At 70.2% G+C, this 18407-nt stretch carries 13 protein-coding genes and 2 pseudogenes; 10 read left to right on the top strand and 5 right to left on the bottom strand.

Annotation, left to right across the window (positions count from 1 at the left end; all coding sequences use genetic code 11):
- Window positions 1–247: 247 nt before the first annotated feature.
- The 3 genes and pseudogenes from WBA97_RS14390 to WBA97_RS14400 form a co-directional block, all read left to right on the top strand.
- The gene (locus tag WBA97_RS14390; protein WP_424231292.1) at window positions 248–973 is read left to right on the top strand and encodes a DUF4328 domain-containing protein; all 726 of its coding nucleotides are present in this window, start codon (window positions 248–250) and stop codon (window positions 971–973) included.
- Window positions 974–1141: 168 nt separating this feature from the next.
- Window positions 1142–1566: pseudogene (locus WBA97_RS14395) on the top strand (Scr1 family TA system antitoxin-like transcriptional regulator).
- Window positions 1567–1581: 15 nt separating this feature from the next.
- Window positions 1582–1725 (top strand): annotated as a pseudogene (locus WBA97_RS14400) (DUF397 domain-containing protein); the annotation flags it as partial.
- Window positions 1726–1752: 27 nt separating this feature from the next.
- Here the strand turns inward: WBA97_RS14400 and WBA97_RS14405 are convergent.
- Complete coding sequence (locus WBA97_RS14405; protein WP_424231293.1) at window positions 1753–2103, bottom strand: metallopeptidase family protein; 351 nt, start codon at window positions 2101–2103, stop codon at window positions 1753–1755.
- A gap of 1 nt (window position 2104) precedes the next feature.
- Entirely contained in the window at window positions 2105–3058 is a 954-nt protein-coding gene (locus WBA97_RS14410) for a septum formation family protein (protein ID WP_424231294.1), read from the bottom strand.
- 87 nt (window positions 3059–3145) lie between these two features.
- Between WBA97_RS14410 and serS the strand changes: the two genes are divergently transcribed.
- Window positions 3146–4408 (top strand): serine--tRNA ligase, encoded by a 1263-nt coding sequence (gene serS, locus WBA97_RS14415; protein ID WP_424231295.1) that lies wholly within the window; start codon window positions 3146–3148, stop codon window positions 4406–4408.
- Here serS and WBA97_RS14420 read toward each other — a convergent pair.
- Both WBA97_RS14420 and lhgO read right to left on the bottom strand, forming a co-directional pair.
- Complete coding sequence (locus WBA97_RS14420) at window positions 4405–6510, bottom strand: acyltransferase family protein (protein ID WP_424231296.1); 2106 nt, start codon at window positions 6508–6510, stop codon at window positions 4405–4407. The two genes, serS and WBA97_RS14420, sit on opposite strands and share 4 nt — an antisense overlap.
- A gap of 93 nt (window positions 6511–6603) precedes the next feature.
- Entirely contained in the window at window positions 6604–7782 is a 1179-nt protein-coding gene (gene lhgO / locus WBA97_RS14425) for an L-2-hydroxyglutarate oxidase (RefSeq protein WP_424231297.1), read from the bottom strand.
- Between the two features lie 185 nt (window positions 7783–7967).
- Here lhgO and WBA97_RS14430 point away from each other — a divergent pair, with 185 nt between their 5' ends.
- The 5 genes from WBA97_RS14430 to WBA97_RS14450 are packed head-to-tail and all read left to right on the top strand — an operon-like array spanning window position 7968 to window position 13294.
- On the top strand, window positions 7968–9854 hold the full coding sequence (locus WBA97_RS14430; protein WP_424231298.1) for a DUF6541 family protein: 1887 nt from the start codon (window positions 7968–7970) through the stop codon (window positions 9852–9854).
- A gap of 34 nt (window positions 9855–9888) precedes the next feature.
- Complete coding sequence (locus WBA97_RS14435; protein ID WP_424231299.1) at window positions 9889–11232, top strand: lipopolysaccharide biosynthesis protein; 1344 nt, start codon at window positions 9889–9891, stop codon at window positions 11230–11232.
- A gap of 33 nt (window positions 11233–11265) precedes the next feature.
- Window positions 11266–12045 carry a glycosyltransferase family 2 protein gene (locus WBA97_RS14440; protein WP_424231300.1) on the top strand — a complete coding sequence of 260 codons (780 nt, stop codon included), beginning with the start codon at window positions 11266–11268 and terminating at the stop codon, window positions 12043–12045.
- The gene (locus WBA97_RS14445; RefSeq protein WP_424231301.1) at window positions 12042–12410 is read left to right on the top strand and encodes a DUF2304 domain-containing protein; all 369 of its coding nucleotides are present in this window, start codon (window positions 12042–12044) and stop codon (window positions 12408–12410) included. Before WBA97_RS14440 ends, WBA97_RS14445 begins: the two co-directional genes overlap by 4 nt.
- Window positions 12410–13294, top strand: a complete 885-nt coding sequence (locus WBA97_RS14450) for a glycosyltransferase family 2 protein (protein WP_424231302.1) — start codon at window positions 12410–12412, stop codon at window positions 13292–13294. The genes WBA97_RS14445 and WBA97_RS14450 overlap by 1 nt, the downstream gene beginning before the upstream one ends.
- A gap of 12 nt (window positions 13295–13306) precedes the next feature.
- Here WBA97_RS14450 and WBA97_RS14455 read toward each other — a convergent pair whose 3' ends face one another.
- Entirely contained in the window at window positions 13307–15307 is a 2001-nt protein-coding gene (locus tag WBA97_RS14455; RefSeq protein WP_424231303.1) for a DUF6541 family protein, read from the bottom strand.
- 258 nt (window positions 15308–15565) lie between these two features.
- Here WBA97_RS14455 and WBA97_RS14460 point away from each other — a divergent pair, with 258 nt between their 5' ends.
- Window positions 15566–18403, top strand: coding sequence for a PQQ-dependent sugar dehydrogenase (locus WBA97_RS14460; RefSeq protein WP_424231304.1), 2838 nt, complete (start codon window positions 15566–15568; stop codon window positions 18401–18403).
- Window positions 18404–18407: the final 4 nt, after the last annotated feature.

An 18407-nucleotide genomic window follows, 5' to 3' on the forward strand; every position in this document is an offset into this window, starting at 1 on the left:
ACAGTGTCAAATTACCAGTGTCGCCGCTCGAGACCTACTGGGTAAGGCGGTACTCCACCCAGCGCAGCGCGGCGTTCGTCGATTCGGTACCGGGGCCTTGTCCTCGCTGATCAATCCTGAAAGCACGCTCACTCCGCATGGCGCGGAGCCGCTACGTCGTCGGCGCGCGGCGGTTCCTTGTAAGGGGTTGCGCGTGTCACGACCCCAGGTCTGGGACCATCGGTGGTGCCCCGGGGAGGTGCGGCGGGTGGCGGAGCACGGGTTGAACCTGAGGAAGGGGGGATCGCCGGTGGGTGACACGGAGCCGCGACCGTTGTTGGGTCTGGGCGTGGTGGCGTCGGTCCTGGTCGGCGTGGTCGCGGTCGGCAGGGCCGCGTTCGCGTGGTCGGTCTGGACCTACTACCTGGACGCCGACGGCGGGGAACTGTCGTACTACGCTGCCAGGGACGTGCGGGAGTTACTCGATTTCGCCTTCTGGAGCGGGTTTCTTCTCGTCACGGCGTCGGCTGTCGTGTTCCTGAGCTGGCTGTGGCGTGCGCGGGTGAACGCCGAGCTGATCTGCACGGCTCCGCACCGTCGCGGGCGCGAGTGGGTCGTGTGGTCCTGGTTCTGCCTCGGAGCGAACCTCTGGTACCCGTTCATGGTGTTGGACGACGTGTACCGCGCCAGCAGACCCGACACCCCGGCCAACGCGTCGAACCTGCGCGACGAGGCACCGGGAAGCAATCTGCTCGGTCTGTGGGGACTGCTGTGGGCCGCCCTCCTCTGCGTCACAGCGCTTGAACTACTGCAACCCAGTCTCCCAAGCACCGACCCGCGCCAAGCCGCCATGGAATGGATCGCCATCGATACGGCGGTTACGGTCGCCGCCGCCATTCCCTTGACCCTTGTCATCCTCCGGATCAGCCGCTGGCAAGACGCCGAGACCGCCGCCCTGCAAGCCGCATCCGACGACACGCTCACCTCCGCGTGACGATCTGACGACGATCGCAGCTGAACTCGCCGGCGACGCACCCAAAAGACAACCACCGCTAATCAACCAGGCGCGATGGAGGTCAGCGAGTAAGAACTTGGGCTGTGTTGAACCGGCATGCTGTCGAGGCTGAGTGACTGCTGAGCTGAGCAGATCCGCCGCTCACCCATCGTCCCGTCCGCTCAGGCCGACAGCCAGGCCGAGACCCGCGAAAAGCGGGGCGACGCGCTCATGAAGAGGACAGACTGCCGCGTCATCGCGATTATTGGCGAGGAGGCTCCGCACCGTGAGCACGGTGGCCGGGAGGCACTGAAACACCAACTTGAGCGGCTGCTCAAGTTCGCGGACTTGGACCACGTGTCCATTCGTTTGTTCTGTACTCGGCGGGCGAGACGGCCGGGTTGTCCAACCCGTTCACCCTGCTTGCTGTCGACGCCGTGGACCTCCGCGTGGCCTACATGGAGTCGCTGACCGGTACGTCGTTCGTGAAGAACCTTGGCGCGCCGGTCGCGGCGTTCGAGGATGCGCAAGACCGCGCGCTGTCCGAGAAGGACTCCCGCGTACTACTGGAGAACCGAAGCAATGATCTCTGACATGATCGTCGGCCCATGGCGCACGTCATCGGTGCCGGCGGCAACGCACAGTGTGTGGAGTGCGTCCCTACGGCACGCAAGGGCGCAGCCGTCCGCGACAGCAAGGCCCGCGAGGCTGGAGTTGTCTACTTCGGCCCCGAGGCATGGCAGGGCCTCCGCAAAGCTGCGAGGCAAGTAGAAGCCCGTTCAGCCCCAGCCCAGTTCGTGCAGGCGGGCGTCGTCGATGCCGAAGTGGTGGGCGATCTCGTGTACGACCGTGACGGCGACTTCCTCGACCACGTCGTCCTCGGTCCGGCAGATGTCGAGGATGGCCTCGCGGTAGATGTTGATCGTGTCCGGCAGCACGCCGCCGTACTGCGACGTGCGTTCGGTCAGCGCGACGCCGTGGTAGAGGCCGAGAAGCGTCGGGTTCTCGGGGTTGCGGTCCTCGACGAGGATCACCACGTTGTCCATGGCCCGCGCGAACTCTTCCGGGATGAGGTCGAGCGCGTCGCCGACCAGCTCTTCGAAACGCTGGCGGGTCATGGCGAACGCCACGTCAGCCGCCCGGCTTCGGGGTGGCCGGCGGTTTGGAGCTCACGGGCTGGGCCTTCACGCTGCCACGGACGGGGCGCAGTGTCTGGTCCGGTTCGAGCGCGCCGACCTTGCAGTCGACCTTCCGCGAGCCCGCGGTCCAGCTCTCCGCCTTCAGCGTGTCCGAGTACAGCGAGAGGCCCAGCGCTGCCAGGTCCTTGTTGCCCGAGTACTGCGCGGCCACCGGCGGGCAGAGGTCCACGGTCTTCTCGAGCTGCAGTGCCTCGTTCGGGTACTCGGCGGGGAACGTCTGCGACAGGTCGATGCTGCCGACGACCTCGTAGGAGTGCTCCTTGGCGCAGTCGACCGGGTCGCCGACCTCTTTCTTGTTCACCAGGGCGAAGCAGGTGCCAGGGTCGTGCACGTTGGACTGGTCCTGCTTGGCGGCGCTGCCCGTGGTGGACAGCAGGCGCTTGCCGGACGGGGTCACCCGCTGGAGGCCACAGCGCAGCTTGCGGTCGCCGTCACGCCACTGGTCGGCGTTGGGCTTGAGCGCACCGACGGTGTACTTGCCGAACGGGTCGAGCTTGCCACCCAGGTACCTGGTACCCACGGACGTGCACTTCTCCGTCACGATCTGCTGCCAGCCCTCGGCGTTCGGCGGCGGCGCGTCCCCGGGATAGTCCTTGCCGATGTCGACGTTGTCGGTCACCTCGAAGGTATGCGACTTCGCGCATGAAACCCGGCGCATGTTCTGAGGCGCGTCGTTCGGCCAGTCCAGGCAGGTGCCGCTTGGCGAGTCGAACGCCGCGGCGGCCTCTTCCGCCGCGGTGTCGGCCGCGCCCTTCACCGAGACCGGCCACGAGAACACCATGCTCATGCTGAGTACGGCCAGCGCCCCGACGAAGGCGCCCGCCATCACCAACCGTGTTTTGAGCGTGCTCCTCCTGGAGCGCGACAACCCGACCCGTGCAGACATCACGTCCATGATGCCAGCGTCACGCACGGTCGCACGGGCGGAATCGACTTGTGACGAGAAACAGGGTGGCGGCTACGCTCAGGGGCCGTGATCGACCTGAGGACGTTACGTGAGGATCCGGAGGCGGTGCGTGCCTCCCAGCGCGCCCGTGGCGAGGACGAGGCGCTGGTCGACGCGCTGTTGTCCGCGGAAGAACGGCGCCGGTCCTCGGTCGCCGCCGCCGACACCCTGCGTGCCGAGCAGAAGCGGCTGGGCAAGCAGGTCGGTCAGGCGCGCGGTGAGGAGCGGGACGCGCTGCTGACCAAGGGCAAGCGACTCGCGGCGGACGTGCGTGCGGCCGAGACCGCTCAGTCGGCGGCCGAGGACGAGCTGGCCGAGCTGCACGTGGCGGTGCCGAACGTGGTGCACCCCGACGCGCCTGCCGGCGGCGAGGACGACTACGTGGTGGTCAAGGAGGTCGGCACGCCGCCGGTGTTCGACTTCGAGCCCGCCGACCACCTCGACCTCGGGGTCCGGCTCGGGGCGCTGGACGTCGAACGCGGCGCGAAGGTGTCCGGGTCGCGGTTCTACTTCCTGACCGGCGTCGGCGCGCAGCTGCAGCTCGCGCTGCTGAACCTGGCCGCGGCGCAGGCGACCGCGAACGGGTTCACGCTGATGATCCCGCCGGTGCTGGTACGGCCGGAGATCATGGCGGGGACGGGCTTCCTCGGCGCGCACGCGAGCGAGGTGTACCGGCTCGCCGACGACGACCTCTACCTGGTGGGGACGTCGGAGGTGCCGCTGGCGGGGTACCACTCCGACGAGATCCTGGACCTGTCGGCTGGCGCGAAGCGGTACGCGGGGTGGTCGTCGTGCTTCCGGCGGGAGGCCGGGTCCTACGGCAAGGACACGCGGGGGATCATCCGCGTGCACCAGTTCGACAAGGTCGAGATGTTCGTCTACTGCCGGCCGGAGGACGCGGAGGCCGAGCACGCGCGGCTGCTCGCGTGGGAGGAGGAGATGCTCGCCAGGATCGAGGTGCCGTACCGGGTGATCGACGTGGCGGGCGGGGACCTCGGCACGAGCGCGGCCCGGAAGTTCGACTGCGAGGCGTGGGTGCCGACGCAGGGGCGTTACCGGGAGCTGACGTCGACGTCGAACTGCACGACCTTCCAGGCGCGGCGGCTGTCGGTGCGTTATCGCGACGAGAACGGCAAGCCGAGGGTGGCGGCGACGTTGAACGGCACGCTGGCGACCACGCGGTGGATCGTGGCGTTGCTGGAGAACCACCAGCAGGCCGACGGCTCGGTGCGGGTGCCGGCGGCGCTACGGCCGTTCCTCGGTGTGGAGGTCCTCCGCCCGGCCGCCTAACGCAGGCCGACGGCCTTCGCGATCATCGGCTTCAGGCTGCGGCTGAACTCCAGGTTCATGTGGTCGTTGTCGAAGTACACGGCCACGTTGCCGACCACGGCGTAGCACTTGTCCTCGTCGCAGAAGTACCTGGTCAGGTCCACGGCGGTGACGCCACGGACCTCGGTGGTCTTCGCCACCTCGGTCAGTGGGTCCGCCGGATGGGCGACCGGCCGGTCCACCGCGCAGGCCAGCGGGTTCGCGGGGTTCAGCTCCACGCAGTCCTGTGCGCGCACGTTGCGGTTGAGCGGCGGGTCCGCCAGGACCACCACCTTCGCCCCGGTGTCCGACCAGCGCTGCCAGTACGGCTCGAGACCCTCCCGGTACTGGTCGGTCTGGGAGCGGCCAGAGCCGTCGTCGGCGAACTCCTCGCGGGCGTAGAACGACACGAAGATCATGGCCGGCCTGTCCTCGGCGACCACGTCCGTCATGTGGGCCGTCCAGTCGGTGCAGGTCGTGCGCTTCTCCTCCGACGCGACCGTGCGGTAGCCGGTGAAGTCGATCTTCGCGAACGGGCAGGCACCCAGCAGGGCCAGTTTCAGTACCCAGTGGTGTTCGCGGGCCAGCTCGAACAGCGGGGTCTGCCACTGCTGCGCGTGGGAGTCGCCCAGCAGCCACACCGTCTTCGGTTTCGGGGTGCCCCGGCTGTAGTCGCAGATGGACACCGTCTTGGTGTCGCCCGCGCGGTGTTCGTCGATCTGGCGGCATTCCTTCGGCGTGTTGTAGTACTGGTTCGCCGGGCCCATCGTCACGATCTTGGCCGGGCCAAGCGGGTCGGGGCAGTCGTTCACCATCGCCGGGGCGCCGTGGCACGGGGTCTGCTTGTACGCCCCCACTTCCTGCTCGGCCTGTGCCGCGTGCCGGTCGTAGGTCCAGTTCAGTCCCGCCGCCGCCAGCGCCACCACCAGCACGCCGACGACCATCGCCGTGAACGTCAGCTTCGTGCTGCGCTTCAGCGGGGGGAACGAGATCCCCTTGTCCTCGACCAGCATCTTCGACAGGTACGCCAGCACCAGCGAAGCGCCGAGCACCGCCAGCAGGTACGGCCACGTCATCCGGCCCGCGTCGAGCGCGTCGCCCAGCATGAACGGGGCCAGCAGGATCAGCGGCCAGTGCCACAGGTACAGCGAGTAGCTGATGTTGCCGACCAGCTGCACCGGCGACGACGCGGTCACCGTCGTGTGCCACTGCCTGCCTTGGCGCAGGCCGGCCATGATGACCAGCGCCGTGCCGACCGTCGGGACCGCCGCCAGGTAGCCGGGGAACGGGGTGTGGTGGTCGTACAGCACCGCGGCGCCGATGATCATCGTGAAGCCCGCGAACGACGCGAGGCCCGCCGCCACCCTCGGCAGCACCAGTCGGCGGGCGGCCAGCGCGACCAGCGCACCCAGCGCGAACTCCCACACGCGCGCCTGCGTCACGAAGTACGCCTCGTTCGGCGACGCCTGCGTGTAGTACCAGCTGAACGCGAACGACGCGGCCCCGACCAGCGCGATCCCCGCCACCTGCGCGCGCCGCCGCCGGATCGTGAACAGGAGCAGCAACAGCAGCGGCCAGACCAGGTAGAACTGCTCCTCCACCGACAGCGACCAGTAGTGCTGCACGAGGCTGGCCGCCGAGCTCGCGGCCGAGTAGTCCACCGACTTGGCCGCCAGCAGCCAGTTCTCCCAGTACATGGCGCTCGCGGCGGCCTCGTGCGCGGTCGCCTCCCAGCGCGCGTACGGCAGCAGGAGGTACGCGGCCACCACTGACAGACCCAGCACCAGCAGCGCGGCGGGCAGCAGCCTGCGGATGCGGCGCGCGTAGAACTGGCCGAGCCTGACCCGCCCGGTGCGGACGATCTCCTTGTCGAGGTGGGAGCTGATCAGGAAGCCGGAGATCACGAAGAACACGTCGACGCCGACATAGCCGCCGGTCAGCCAGTCGGCCGACAGGTGGTTGATGACCACGGCGAGCACGGCGATCGCACGCAGCGCCTGGATGTCGGTTCGGAAGGCGGTCGCACGGGCCGCGTCGGACGGCGGCGCGCCCCCGGTCCGGCGCTCCTCGATGACCGTGTCCACTCTCGTACGTCCCCCAGCGTCGGCTAGCACAGGCTCCCCGAAACGGGAAGAGTAACCGACTCATCACACGCACCGTTCGTGCGCAGGGTTGCCTCAGGAGGTCCGGTCCGCGACGTGTTTGGCGATCTCCAGCGCACACGTCGCGCCTGGTGAGGGTGCGTTCAGCACGTGGACCTGGTGGGGAGCGGATTCGATGATGAAATCCTGGACGAGCGTCCCGTCCGGCAGCAGTGCCTGTGCGCGCACCCCGGCGCCCGCCCGCACCAGGTCCTCCCGGCCGACCGCGGGCACCAGCCGCGCGAGGCTGCGGGCGAACCGGCGGCGGGACAGCGACCTGACCACCTCGTCGGCTGCCGTGCGCGGGTACTTGCGCGCCAGCTTCCAGATGCCGGGGAACCGCGCGACCTCCGCCAGGTCCGCGACCGAAACGTCCCGCCAGCGGTAGCCCTCCCTGCGCAGCGCGAGAACGGCGTTCGGGCCGGCGTGCACACTGCCGTCGAGCATCCGCGTCAGGTGCACGCCGAGGAACGGCAGCGTCGGGTCCGGCACCGGGTAGATGAGGCCACGGACCAGGTGCGCGGACTCGGGGCGCAGCGTGAAGTACTCGCCGCGGAACGGCACGATCCGGACCGAGGGGGCCAGCCCGGCCAGCCGCGCGACCCGGTCGGCGTGCAGCCCCGCGCAGTTGACCAGCACGTCGGCACGCAGTACCTCGCTGCCGGTGGCGATCTCCACGCCGCCGTTCCTGCCCTCCCGGATGCCGAGGGCGGGGGTGGACAGGCGCAGGTCGGCGCCCGCTTCCGCCAGCAGCCGGACGAGTGCCGCGCACACGGCCGGGAAGTCGATGATGCCGGTGCTTTCCACCCGCAGTGCCGACAGGCAGGCGACCTCGGGTTCGCGTTCATGCGCTTCCGCTGGCTCGATGAGCTTCGCGGGCACGTTGTTGGCCTCGGCGCGGGCGGCCAGCGCGTGCAGGCCGGGCAACTCCTCCTCGCGGGTGGCGACAACGAGCTTGCCGCACACCTCCACCGGCACGCCGTGCTCGCGGGCGAACTCCACGATCGAGCGGTTGCCCGCGACCGACATGCGGGCCTTGAAGGACCCCGGCGCGTAGTACAGGCCTGCGTGCACGACGTTGGAGTTGTGGCCGGTCTGGTGCCCGGCCCAGTGGTCCTCCTTCTCGAGGACCGTCACCCGGTCGCCGCGCGAGGTCAGCTCCCGCGCGGTCGCCAGTCCGAGGATGCCGCCGCCGACCACCACCACATGACGCACAACGAGTAAGCGTACGGCGCGCGAGGTCCGGTAGATAGCGGTCCGGTGAGGGACCCGATCGGGGGACATCACACAACCTGACGCGATCCCACACGCCTTCTAAGTGTGGCTCGTGTCACGTGACGTCGGGGGACGGCACAGAACTCGTTTCGCGGGCACGCACCAACTGTCTCCTGGGGGTTCGCGTGAATTGGCTGGATGTCGCCCCGATCGTGTTCGTCACGGTCGGATGGCTGTGGTTGCCGGGTCTGCCGGTGACACTTTTGCTGGGATTACGGGGAATCGCGGCGGTCGCATTGGCGCCGGTGGTGAGCATCGCGGTGGTCGCGTCGACCGCGGTGGGCGCCGAGCTGGTGGGGGTCGGCTGGTCGGTGCTGGTGCCGCTGGCCGCGTCGGCGGTGCTGGCGGTGGCCGCGTTCTTCGTGCGGCGCAGGGCTTTCGCACCGGATCCGCTGCGACTGGGGGTGGTCGCGGCAGTGGGGCTGGCGCCCGCGGTGTTGCTGGCCACGGTCAGCGTCATGCGGGCCATCGGGCCGCCGGACAGCATCTCGCAGGTGTTCGACACGCCGTTCCACTACAACGCGCTGGCCTACATCCGTGACACGCACCAGGCGTCGTCGCTGACGATCGGCTCGCTGGGCAACCCGGACCTGCCCGGCGTGTTCTACCCGGCGGCATGGCACGACTTCGGGTCGCTGGTGATGATGTCGACCGGCGCGTCGGTTCCCGTCGCCGCCAACGTGCTGTGCGCGGTCGTCACCGTGCTGCTGTGGCCGCTGTCGTGCCTGCTGCTGGCGCGCCAGCTGTTCGGCCGCAACACCGCGGCAATGGCCATCACGGGTGTGCTGAGCGTCGCGTTCCCCGCGTTCCCGTGGGACCTGTTCGGCTGGGGTGTGTTGTGGCCCAACCTGTTCGGGATGACGCTGGCGCCCGCGGTGTTCGCGCTCGTGCTGACCGTGACCGGCTGGGTCCGTGACGACGCGATCGGCACCCGCCGTGCGTGGGTGCTGCTCGCGGTGGCCGTGGTGGCGACCGGGTTCGCGCACCCGAACGTGCTGTTCTCGCTGGTCGCGTTGTCGCTGTTCCCGGTCGGCGCGCGGCTGTTCCTGCGGGCGCGGCAGGGCAGGCGCGGGGTCGTCGAGTTCGTGGTGTTCGCGGTCGTGGTCATCGGGGGCTGGTTGTGGTCGGCCACGTCGCCCGCGTTCGCCAAGGCCAGGAACTGGGACTGGAAGGCGGTCGAGACCCCGGCCAACGCGGTCGGTGAGGTCCTGCTGGGTGCCACCAACCACCGGGAGGCGCTGTGGTTGCTGTCGGCCGTGGTGGTCGTCGGCATGTGCACGGTGAAGCGGTTCCCCGCGATGCGGTGGGTCCTGGGCGCGCACGCGGTCACCGCGCTCCTGTACGTGCTGGCGGCGGGCCTCAACCGGCCGGACACCCGCATGCTCACCGGCTACTGGTACAACGACTCGCACCGGCTCGCGGCCATGCTGCCGATCACCGGCGTGCCGCTCGCGATCGCGGGCATCCTGTTCATCGCCACCGCGGTGAAGACCAGGGTGAACATCCCGCGGCCCGCCATCGTGCTCACGGCCGTACTGGTCGTGCTGACCGGCGGCCTGCACCCCGCCGACCGGGAGCTCCGGATCATGGTCACCTATCCGCGCGTCGAGGAACACAAGCTGGTCACCGACGACATGCGGGACTTCTACGAACGGACGGCCGACGAGATCCCGGCGGGCAGCCGCGTGATCGGCAACCCGTTCGACGGCAGCGTCCTGCTGTGGGCGCTGGCCGACCGCGAGGTGCTCTTCCCGCACTTCCTCGCGGCCACCAGCCCGGGGCAGGCTTATCTCGGCAGGCATCTGGAGCACGCGGCGTCGGACCCGAGGGTGTGCCGTGAGCTGGCGCGCTACCACGTCGATCACGTGCTGATCGGCAAGGACGAGGCGAACACGATCGAGGGCCGCTTCGGCGGCATCCCCGGGGTCACCGACGCGGACGGCTTCGAACTGGTGGCACGGGAAGGGGAGACGCGGCTGTACCGGATCACGGCCTGCGACCGGCACCCGTGACGGCCGGGGCCGGGGTGTTCCGTACGGTTGGCGCGTGGTCAGCCTGCGTGCACGTCTCGGCCCCGCCATCTACATGGGCGGCGGGCTGGCGCTCGTCGGCGCCGCGGGCTACGGGTTCGTGGCGCTGGCCGGGCACACGCTCGACCCGGCCCACGCGGCCGCGCTCGCCAGCCTCTACCTCATGGTCAACATCATCGGGCCCGGGGTGTTCTCCGCGCTGGAGCAGGAGACCAGCCGCTCGGTGAGCACCGAGGCCGCCGCGGGCCGTGGCACCGGCGTGGTCATGCGGCACGCGTGGCTGCTGGCCTCCGCACTGCTCGCCGCCGTGCTGGTGGTGCTGGTGCTCGTGTCGCCGATCCTCACCGACCGGGCGTTCGCCGGGCAGTGGGGGCTGTTCGTGGCCGTGCTGCTGAGCGTGGTCACCTCGGCCGCCGTGTACGTGGTGCGTGGCCTGCTCGGCGGTCTCCAGCGGTTCACCGGCTACTCGGCCACGCTCGCCGCGGAAGGCCTCGCGCGGATCCTGCCGTGCATCGTGATCGCGGCGCTTGGCATGCCGGACTCCACCGGGTACGCGCTGATCTTCGCGGCAGGCTCGGGGTTCGGCGCGGTCGCCGGGCTGTTCTGGCTGCGGGGCTCGAAGGCACCCGTCGAGGTGCCAGAGGCGACGGCAATGGCGGCGGTGACGGCGGCGCCGCCGACCGTGAAGGACATGGCGCGGGCGCTGTCGCTGCTGGTGGGCGGCACCGTGCTGATGCTGGTCGTGTCGAACGTGGCGCCCATCGTGGTGACCGGGCGCCTGACCGGCGACGCGGTCACGGCGGCCGCGTTCGCGTCGGCGTTCGTGCTCGCGCGCATCCCGCTGTTCCTGTTCGCCCCCGTCCAGGCGATGCTGCTGCCGTCGCTGACCAGGGCGGCCGCCGCGCACGACTTCGCGAGCGTGCGGGCAAGGCTCCGGGTGATCATCATGGCTGTGCTCGCCATCGGCCTGCTCGGCGTGCTCGCGTCGTTCACGGTGGGGCCGTGGGCCGTGCAGGTCCTGTTCGGCGCCGAGGTGCGGCTCTCGGCCGTGGTCGTCGGGCTGCTCGGGGTCAGCACGGTCGGGCTGATGACCGCGCTGGTACTCCAGCCGGGACTCGTCGCGCTCGGCGCGCACAAGTCGGTGACCATCGCCTGGCTGGCGGGCACCGTGGTGCTGGTGGCGCTGCTTGCGCTGCCCGGTGACCCGATCCGGGCCGGTGTGCTCGCGCAGCTCGCCGGTGCCGCCCTCGTCGTGGCGATCATGCTGCGTGCCCTGTCGAAAGCGCTGCGTGGCGGAACCGCGCCCGCGGCGGCGACGGCCGGTACCGGAGTGGTAGCCAGTCCGCCTCCCCGGAATTAAAGATCCAGGGGACAGGCCCTAGTCTTAATCCTCGTGTCAAGCAAGGTGCCTGCGGCCCGCGCGATCATCGTTGTTCCCGCCTGGAACGAGCAGCTGACGGTCGGTGAGACGGTACGGGAGATCCGTGCCGCGACGCCCGACCTGCCGGTTCTCGTCGTGAGCGACGGGTCGACCGACCGGACCGCCGATGTCGCCCGCGAGGCGGGCGCGCTCGTGCTGGAGCTGCCGTTCAACCTCGGGGTCGGTGGTGCGATGCGGGCTGGGTTCCGCTACGCCGTCCGCCACGGCTACGACGCCGCGGTCCAGGTGGACGCGGACGGCCAGCACGACCCGAACGAGGTCCCCGCGCTGCTGGCGCAGCTGTCGGAGTTCGACATCGTCATCGGTGCGCGGTTCTCCGACGGTGACGACACCTACAAGGTGCGTGGCCCCCGCAAGTGGGCGATGGTCGTGCTGTCGAAGGTGCTGTCGAAGCTCGCGAAGACCAAGCTCACCGACGCCACCTCCGGGTTCAAGGCGACCGGTGGCCGTGCGCTGCCGGTGTTCGCCGAGCACTACCCGGTCGAGTACCTGGGTGACACGGTCGAGTCGCTGGTGATCGCGGTGCGTGCCGGTTGCAAGGTGACGCAGGTGCCCGCGCACATGCGGCCCCGGCGCGGCGGCACCCCCAGCCACCGGCCGATCAAGTCCATGATCTATCTCTTCCGCGCGGGCTTCGCCCTGCTCCTCGCCCTGATCCGCCGGTACGAGACGGCGGCCGAGGTCGACCACAAGCAGGCCCGTCCCGCCGTGCAGGAAGGCGTCGTCCGATGAGCAACACCTACCTGGTCGCGCTGGTCGGCAGCGTGCTCGTGCTCCTTGGCATCATCGAGCTGCTGCGCAGGCGTCAGCTCGGCGAGAAGTACGCCGTGCTGTGGCTCGTGGTCGGCATCCTGCTGCTGATCTTCACGGTGTTCCCCGGCCTGCTCACCGGCCTGGCGAGCGGCCTCGGCGTCGCGGTGCCGACCAACCTCATGTTCTTCGTGGGGATCCTGTTCCTCGTCGGCGTGGTGCTGCACCTGTCGTGGGAGGTGTCCCGGCTGGAGAACGAGACCCGCAAGCTCGCCGAGGACCAGGCGATCCTGCGGCTCGAGGTGGAGCAGCTGGCGCGGGACAAGCGCGGGAACGTGGCCGAGTAATGGCCACCGTCGACATCATGATGCCGTTCTACGGCGACGTCCCGATGATGCAGGCGGCCGTTCGCAGCGTCATGGCGCAGGACGACCCGCGCTGGCGGCTCACGGTCGTCGACGACGACAACGACCCGGCCGTGCCGGAGTGGTTCGCGACCATCGACGACGAGCGGGTGCGGTACGTCAAGAACCCGGAGAACCTGGGGCTGACCGGCAACTTCAACCGCTGCCTCGAGCTGGTCGAGCACGAGCTGTGGACGCTCATCGGCTGCGACGACCTGATGCTGCCCAACTACGTCGGCGTCGTGCAGGGCGTGTACGCCGACCACCCCGACGTGGGCATCATCCAGCCCGGCGTGCGGGTGATCGACGGCGAAGGCAACGAGTCGAAGACGCTGGTCGACGAGGCCAAGCGGCGGATCTACGCGCCGAAGTTCGACCGCAGGGCCGAGCTGTCGGGCGAGGAGCTGGCGGTCAGCCTGCTGCGTGGTGACTGGCTGTACTTCCCGTCGATCTGCTGGCGCACCGAGGTGGTCAAGGGCCTGCGGTTCCGGCCGGAGCTGAAGGTCATCCAGGACCTTGCGCTGCTGATCGAGGTGATCCAGCGCGGCGCGAAACTCGTCGCGGACCGGAGCGTGGCCTTCGAGTACCGCCGCCACGACGCGAGCGAGTCGTCGGCCACCGCGTTCGACGGCTCCCGCTTCACCGAGGCAGGCGAGTTCTTCAACGACGTGGCCGACAGGATGGCCGCCCACGGCTGGCACCGGGCGGCACGCGTGGCGAGGCTGCACCTGTCGTCACGGATCTTCGCGCTCACCAAGCTGCCGCAGGCGCTCAAGTCACGCAACGGCGTGAAGCCGCTGGTCAGGCACACCTTCGGGCGCGCATGACCAGCGCTTCGCTCAGCCTTCGTCGTCCGAGGACGGCGAGCACGGCGTGATGCGGTACAGCTTGCTGTCGCCGTCGGATTCGACCAGCTCGAAGCCACGGGTGGCGTACGGGTCGTCAAGGCCCCGGTAGTACTCCCACTTGATGTCCGAGGTGCGGAACTCGCCGCCGCCGACCAGCAGGTAGTCGATGCCCAGGTCGGTGACCGCTTCGCAGACCTCCTGGTCGTAGGCCACGTCGTCAAGGTGGCCCGCGATCAGGTCCTGCTCCGGGCTCTGCGAGCTGCGGAAGTGCGGGAACAGCACCTGCCGGTCGGCGAGCGTCCACAGCATCGCGCTGCCGTTGAACGGGTTGCCGGCGACCACCGCGCCGTCGGGGATCACGTCCTTGATCCGCTGGAAGAACGCCTGCGTCTCCTCGTTGACGAGCTGCGCGGGCTCCGGCACGGCGTAACCCGCGGCGACCCTGGCCTCGCGGTCCTTCGGGTACAGGCCGCCGGTCACCACGACCAGCGCCGCGGCCAGCGTGACGACCAGCGTGGTCGCCGACGTCGTCGCGATCCTGGCGCGCCAGCCGGTCGGGGCCTGCGCACCTTCCGCGCTGCGGGTGAGGATCTTCGCGGCGATGAACAGGATGCCGCCGACCGCGAGCGGCACGGCCGTGATCGGCAGCATGGCCGCCAGCCGGTGCGCGTCGTTGTACCAGTAGCCGGTGAACTTCTTGGTGTCCGGCCGGTTGATGGCCGCGGTCAGCACGTACAGGAACGTGGTGGCCAGGTGCCCGGCCAGGATCAGCCGCAGGACCGGCCACTCGCGGCGCGCGGCGAACACGCCGAGGATCACCACGATCGACAGGATCCACAGCGCCTCGTGCCGGTGCGTCGCGTTCAGCAGCACGTCCCCGACCGCGTTGGCCGGGGTCTCGAACGGCGGCCAGTACTGGTCACGCGTGTTGGCGAACGCGGGCGTGGTGGCCGTGTACCACCACACGAGCCCGAAGAGCACGACGGCGCCGACGGTCTCGACGACACCGCGGCCGGTCTTCCCGGACTTGTGCAGCTCCCACGCGCGGGCGCCGAGGCGCGCGCCGATCGGGAACAGCGCGAGCACGCCGACGGAGAACAGCACGTTCGGGTGCGTGAGCGCGGCCGCGGCGACCGCGACCGCGGCCGCCAGCCAGCCCCGGCCGAGGCCGATCGCGTCGTCCCGGACCCACCTGGTGACCGTGAACACCGCCGCGAGCGCGGCAGGCGCGAACGCCATGCCCAGCAGGTTCGGCCACAGCACGCCGAACCCGAGCAGGTCCCACGGGAACGCGGCGAACCCGACGCTGAGCGTGCCGGTGATCGCGAGCGCGCCGACGTGGCGGCCGAACAGCTGGCGGGCGAGCAGCAGGCAGGACAGCGGCCACACGACCACGGTGGCGACCACGGTCACCAGGTTCGCGGCCACCGGGATGGAGGCACCGGTCGACATCATCACGAGCGAGCCGAGGTCGTGCCACGCCGCGGGGTAGAAGACGCCGGGGACCTCGGTGTTGCCGAGCGTCGAGAGCGTCAGCGAGGACGCCTGGTGCGAGTCCTGGATGTAGGCGAGCGCGTTGTAGTGGAACAGCGCGTCGTAGGTCTGGTTGAGGGTGTCCGGCGCACCGATGGCCATGACGATCGTGATCATCCCGAGCACGATGCCGGGCAGCAGCCCGACGAACCCGGCGACGGACACCGCGCGCGGGTCGGCCTCGGCGGTGAAGATCCGGCGGCGCCGCAGGAAGAACGCCACGACGCCGACGACGAGCGCGACCGCGACGCACACGACGAGCACGGCGAGCGCGCTCCAGTCGACCCCCGCCATCTCGAGGACGACGGCGCTCGACGCGATCATCGCCAGGCTGGTGATGGGCGCGAGGCCCCACGCGGCGATGCCGCGCAGGCCGACCAGGTAGCTGACCGCCACGCCGGGCACGAGCAGCCACGCCGCGGTGACCAGTAGTCCGGGCACGGCATCGAACCAGTTCATCGCGGACGCAACCTCGTCTACTCGCGGGGATCCCAAGCCATGGGGCGGGCTGATTCTAGGAAGCGGGCCGCGGGTGGTCTCGGTCACCCATCGCGTAGTTCCGTCGAACCGGCAAAGAGCGCACTCTACGCACGAAAGTTTCTGACGATTTCGCATAGTCGACCTGTTCAGGTGAAACGCCATCACCCACATGGGCGATAGGCCGCAACGAAGAGCAATATCCGGCCGTCTGGCCGTCGATTCACCTGGGGGACGGCCATGAGTCGCCGACGTGTCAGATCCGCCCTGGGGCGTGCCGCACTGTTACCCGTGCTCGCCACGGTCGCCGCGACGCTCACCGTCCTGCCCGCCGCCGCACCGGCCGGGGCCGCGCCGAGGCTCGCGGACGGCTTCGTGCTCCGCGACATCGAGACCGGCCTGGCTGGCATCTCCGGCGGCACCCTCGGCGACGGCCTCACCGACTTCGCGTACCTGCCCGACGAGACCATCCTGGTCGCGGGCAAGTACGGCAAGGTCATGTGGCTGCCACGCACCGGCGCGCCGAGGCAGATCGCGAACCTCCCGACCAACGGCGCGGGCGACCTCGGCCTCAACGGCCTCGCCGTCGCGCCCGACTTCGCGACCAGCGGGGCGATCTACACCGCGCGTGCCGTGACCGCGACCGGCCAGGGCACCGGCGCGAACGGCGTACTGCGGGTGAGCCGCTGGACGGTCACCACCGACGCGGCGGGCGACCCGACGGGCCTCTCGAACGAGCAGACGGTCGTGCAGACCTACGCCGACTTCTACATCCACGGCCTCTCCGGCCTGGTCGCCGCGCCAGACGGCACCGTGTGGGCCTCGATCGGCGACAACGCGAACTACGTCGGCGTCCCGCGTGAGTCGCTGCGCGCGATCGACCAGAACGACCTGCACGGCAAGCTGATCCACGTCAGCCCGGACGGCACCGGCGTGCCGACGAACCCGTACTTCGACCCGGCCGCGCCGCGCTCGCCGCGCAGCCAGGTCTTCGCGAGCGGCTTCCGCAGCCCGTTCCGGTTCAGCCTCGAACCGGGCACCGGAAGGCCGGTACTCGGCGACGTCGGCAACGGTGCCATCGAAGAGATCAACATCGTCGCGGCTGGCAACAACTACGGCTGGCCGTGCTGGGAAGGCACCGTGAAGACCGCGTGGGGGAGGACCTACGCGGAGTGCGCGGGCGTTGCCTCGGCGCGGGCGGTCTACGCCTACCCGCACGTCGGGGGCAGCAGCGTCACCGGCGGCGTGGTCTACACGGGACACACCTACCCCCACGAGTACCACGGCAAGTACTTCTTCGGTGACTACGCCGACCGGATCATGTGGACGTTGCGGTGGGACGAGCGTGGCGAACTGACCACGCCGCCCGAGTCCGGCGGGTTCGGCACCGACATCGGAGCGCCGGTGAAGTTCGGCTCCGTGCCCACCGGCGGCGACATCGTCTACGCCGACATCGCGTCCGGGAAGCTGCGCAGGATCGTCTACGCGCCTGGCAACGTGGCGCCGGACCCGGTCATCACGTCCACTGTGGAACCCGCGACCCGCACGGTGTCGTTCGACGCCAGCGAGTCCACCGACCCCAACGGCGACCCGCTGACCTACGCGTGGGACTTCGGCGACGGCCAGACCGGCACCGGTGAGCTTCTCAGCCACACCTACGCGGCGGACCGGGAGAGCTTCGAGGTCACGCTCACCGCACGCGACCCCGGCGGCGCGAGCACCACCACGACGGCGACCGTCCACCCGGGCAACCACCCGCCCGCACTGTCGTTGCGGGCGCCGGACCCGGCCGTCACGTTCGCGGTGGGCGACCTCGTCGCCGCCGACGCCACGGCGACCGACGCCGAGGACGGCCAGGTGGGCATCACCTGGGCGACCCAGATCATCCACTGCGCCGCCCCCGCCGACTGCCACCAGCACCCGGGCGCCCGCCAGGAGGGCCCTCGGTTCCGGCTCACCTTCGACGGGCACCCCGGCGACAGCAGGCTCGAGGTCACCGCGATCGCGACCGACTCGAAGGGCGCGGTCACGACCGGCACGTTCGTGGTCCGGCCGATGCAGCACCGCGTGACGCTCAACAGCACGGCGGTGGCCGAGTTCACGATCGGCGAGGAGACGACGTCGTCCGGCCTGTTCACGGTCGGCACGCCGCTCACGATCACCGCGCCGGAGCACGCGCTCGACGGCGTCGGCACGTTCGCGCAGTGGGCGGAGGGCAGCACGAACCGGGTCCGCGAGGTCGTCCTGCCCGACGCCGACCAGGTGTACGAGGTCCTCTACGCCACCCCGATCGACGAGAGGTACGGCTCGGACACGGCGCTGCGCACCGCGCTCGGCGCGCCGACCGACGTCGAGCAGGGCGACACGAAGGTCCGCTGGCGCAGCTACCAGCGCGGCCGCCTGTACTGGTCGCCCGCCACCGGTGTGCACGCGATGGCTGGCGCGGTGCTCGCCAGGTACCTGGCACTGGGCGGGCACCTGACGCTCGGCCTGCCCGCCGCCGACGAGCAGGCGGGCGCGGGTGGCGGCCGCTACCAGCTCCTTGACCGCAACCAGGGCCTCTACTGGCTCCCTGCCACGGGCGCGCACCTGGTGACCGGGGCGATCCACACCCGCTACCGCGCGATCGGCGCGGAGGGTTCCGCGCTCGGCTACCCGGCCACCGACGAGGGCGGCGCCCCGGCGGGCCGGTTCAACCACTTCCAGCGTGGCTCCCTCTACTGGACGCCTGACCACGGCGCGTGGGAGCTGTTCGGCGCGATCCTGGGCCGCTGGAACGCGCTCGGCGGCGCGGCGGGCCTTGGGTTCCCGACCGGCGCCGAGACCGGCACCCAGCACGCAACGGGCCGCTACCAGCACTTCGAGCGCGGCACCGTCCTCTGGTCGGCCGCGACCGGCGCGCGGGAGGTCCTCGGCGCCATCCGGGCCCGCTACTTCGCGCTGGGCTGGGAGCGGTCCTACCTCGGCTTCCCGAAGAGCGGCGAGTACGCGGTCAGCGGCGGCCGCCGCAGCGACTTCCAGGGCGGCTACGTCTTCTACGAATCGGCTACCGGTCGCGTCACCGACCGGCGGTACTGAAGGG

Origin of the sequence: Actinophytocola sp., assembly GCF_049647105.1 — a bacterium.
Lineage (GTDB): Bacteria > Actinomycetota > Actinomycetes > Mycobacteriales > Pseudonocardiaceae > Actinophytocola.

Coding starts and splice junctions, on each gene's coding strand:
- WBA97_RS14410 (WP_424231294.1), bottom strand. CDS start 3,058: ATGTCTGCACGGGTCGGGTTGTCGCGCTCCAGGAGGAGCACGCTCAAA.
- WBA97_RS14445 (WP_424231301.1), top strand. CDS start 12,042: ATGAGCAACACCTACCTGGTCGCGCTGGTCGGCAGCGTGCTCGTGCTC.
- WBA97_RS14450 (WP_424231302.1), top strand. CDS start 12,410: ATGGCCACCGTCGACATCATGATGCCGTTCTACGGCGACGTCCCGATG.
- WBA97_RS14455 (WP_424231303.1), bottom strand. CDS start 15,307: ATGAACTGGTTCGATGCCGTGCCCGGACTACTGGTCACCGCGGCGTGG.
- WBA97_RS14460 (WP_424231304.1), top strand. CDS start 15,566: ATGAGTCGCCGACGTGTCAGATCCGCCCTGGGGCGTGCCGCACTGTTA.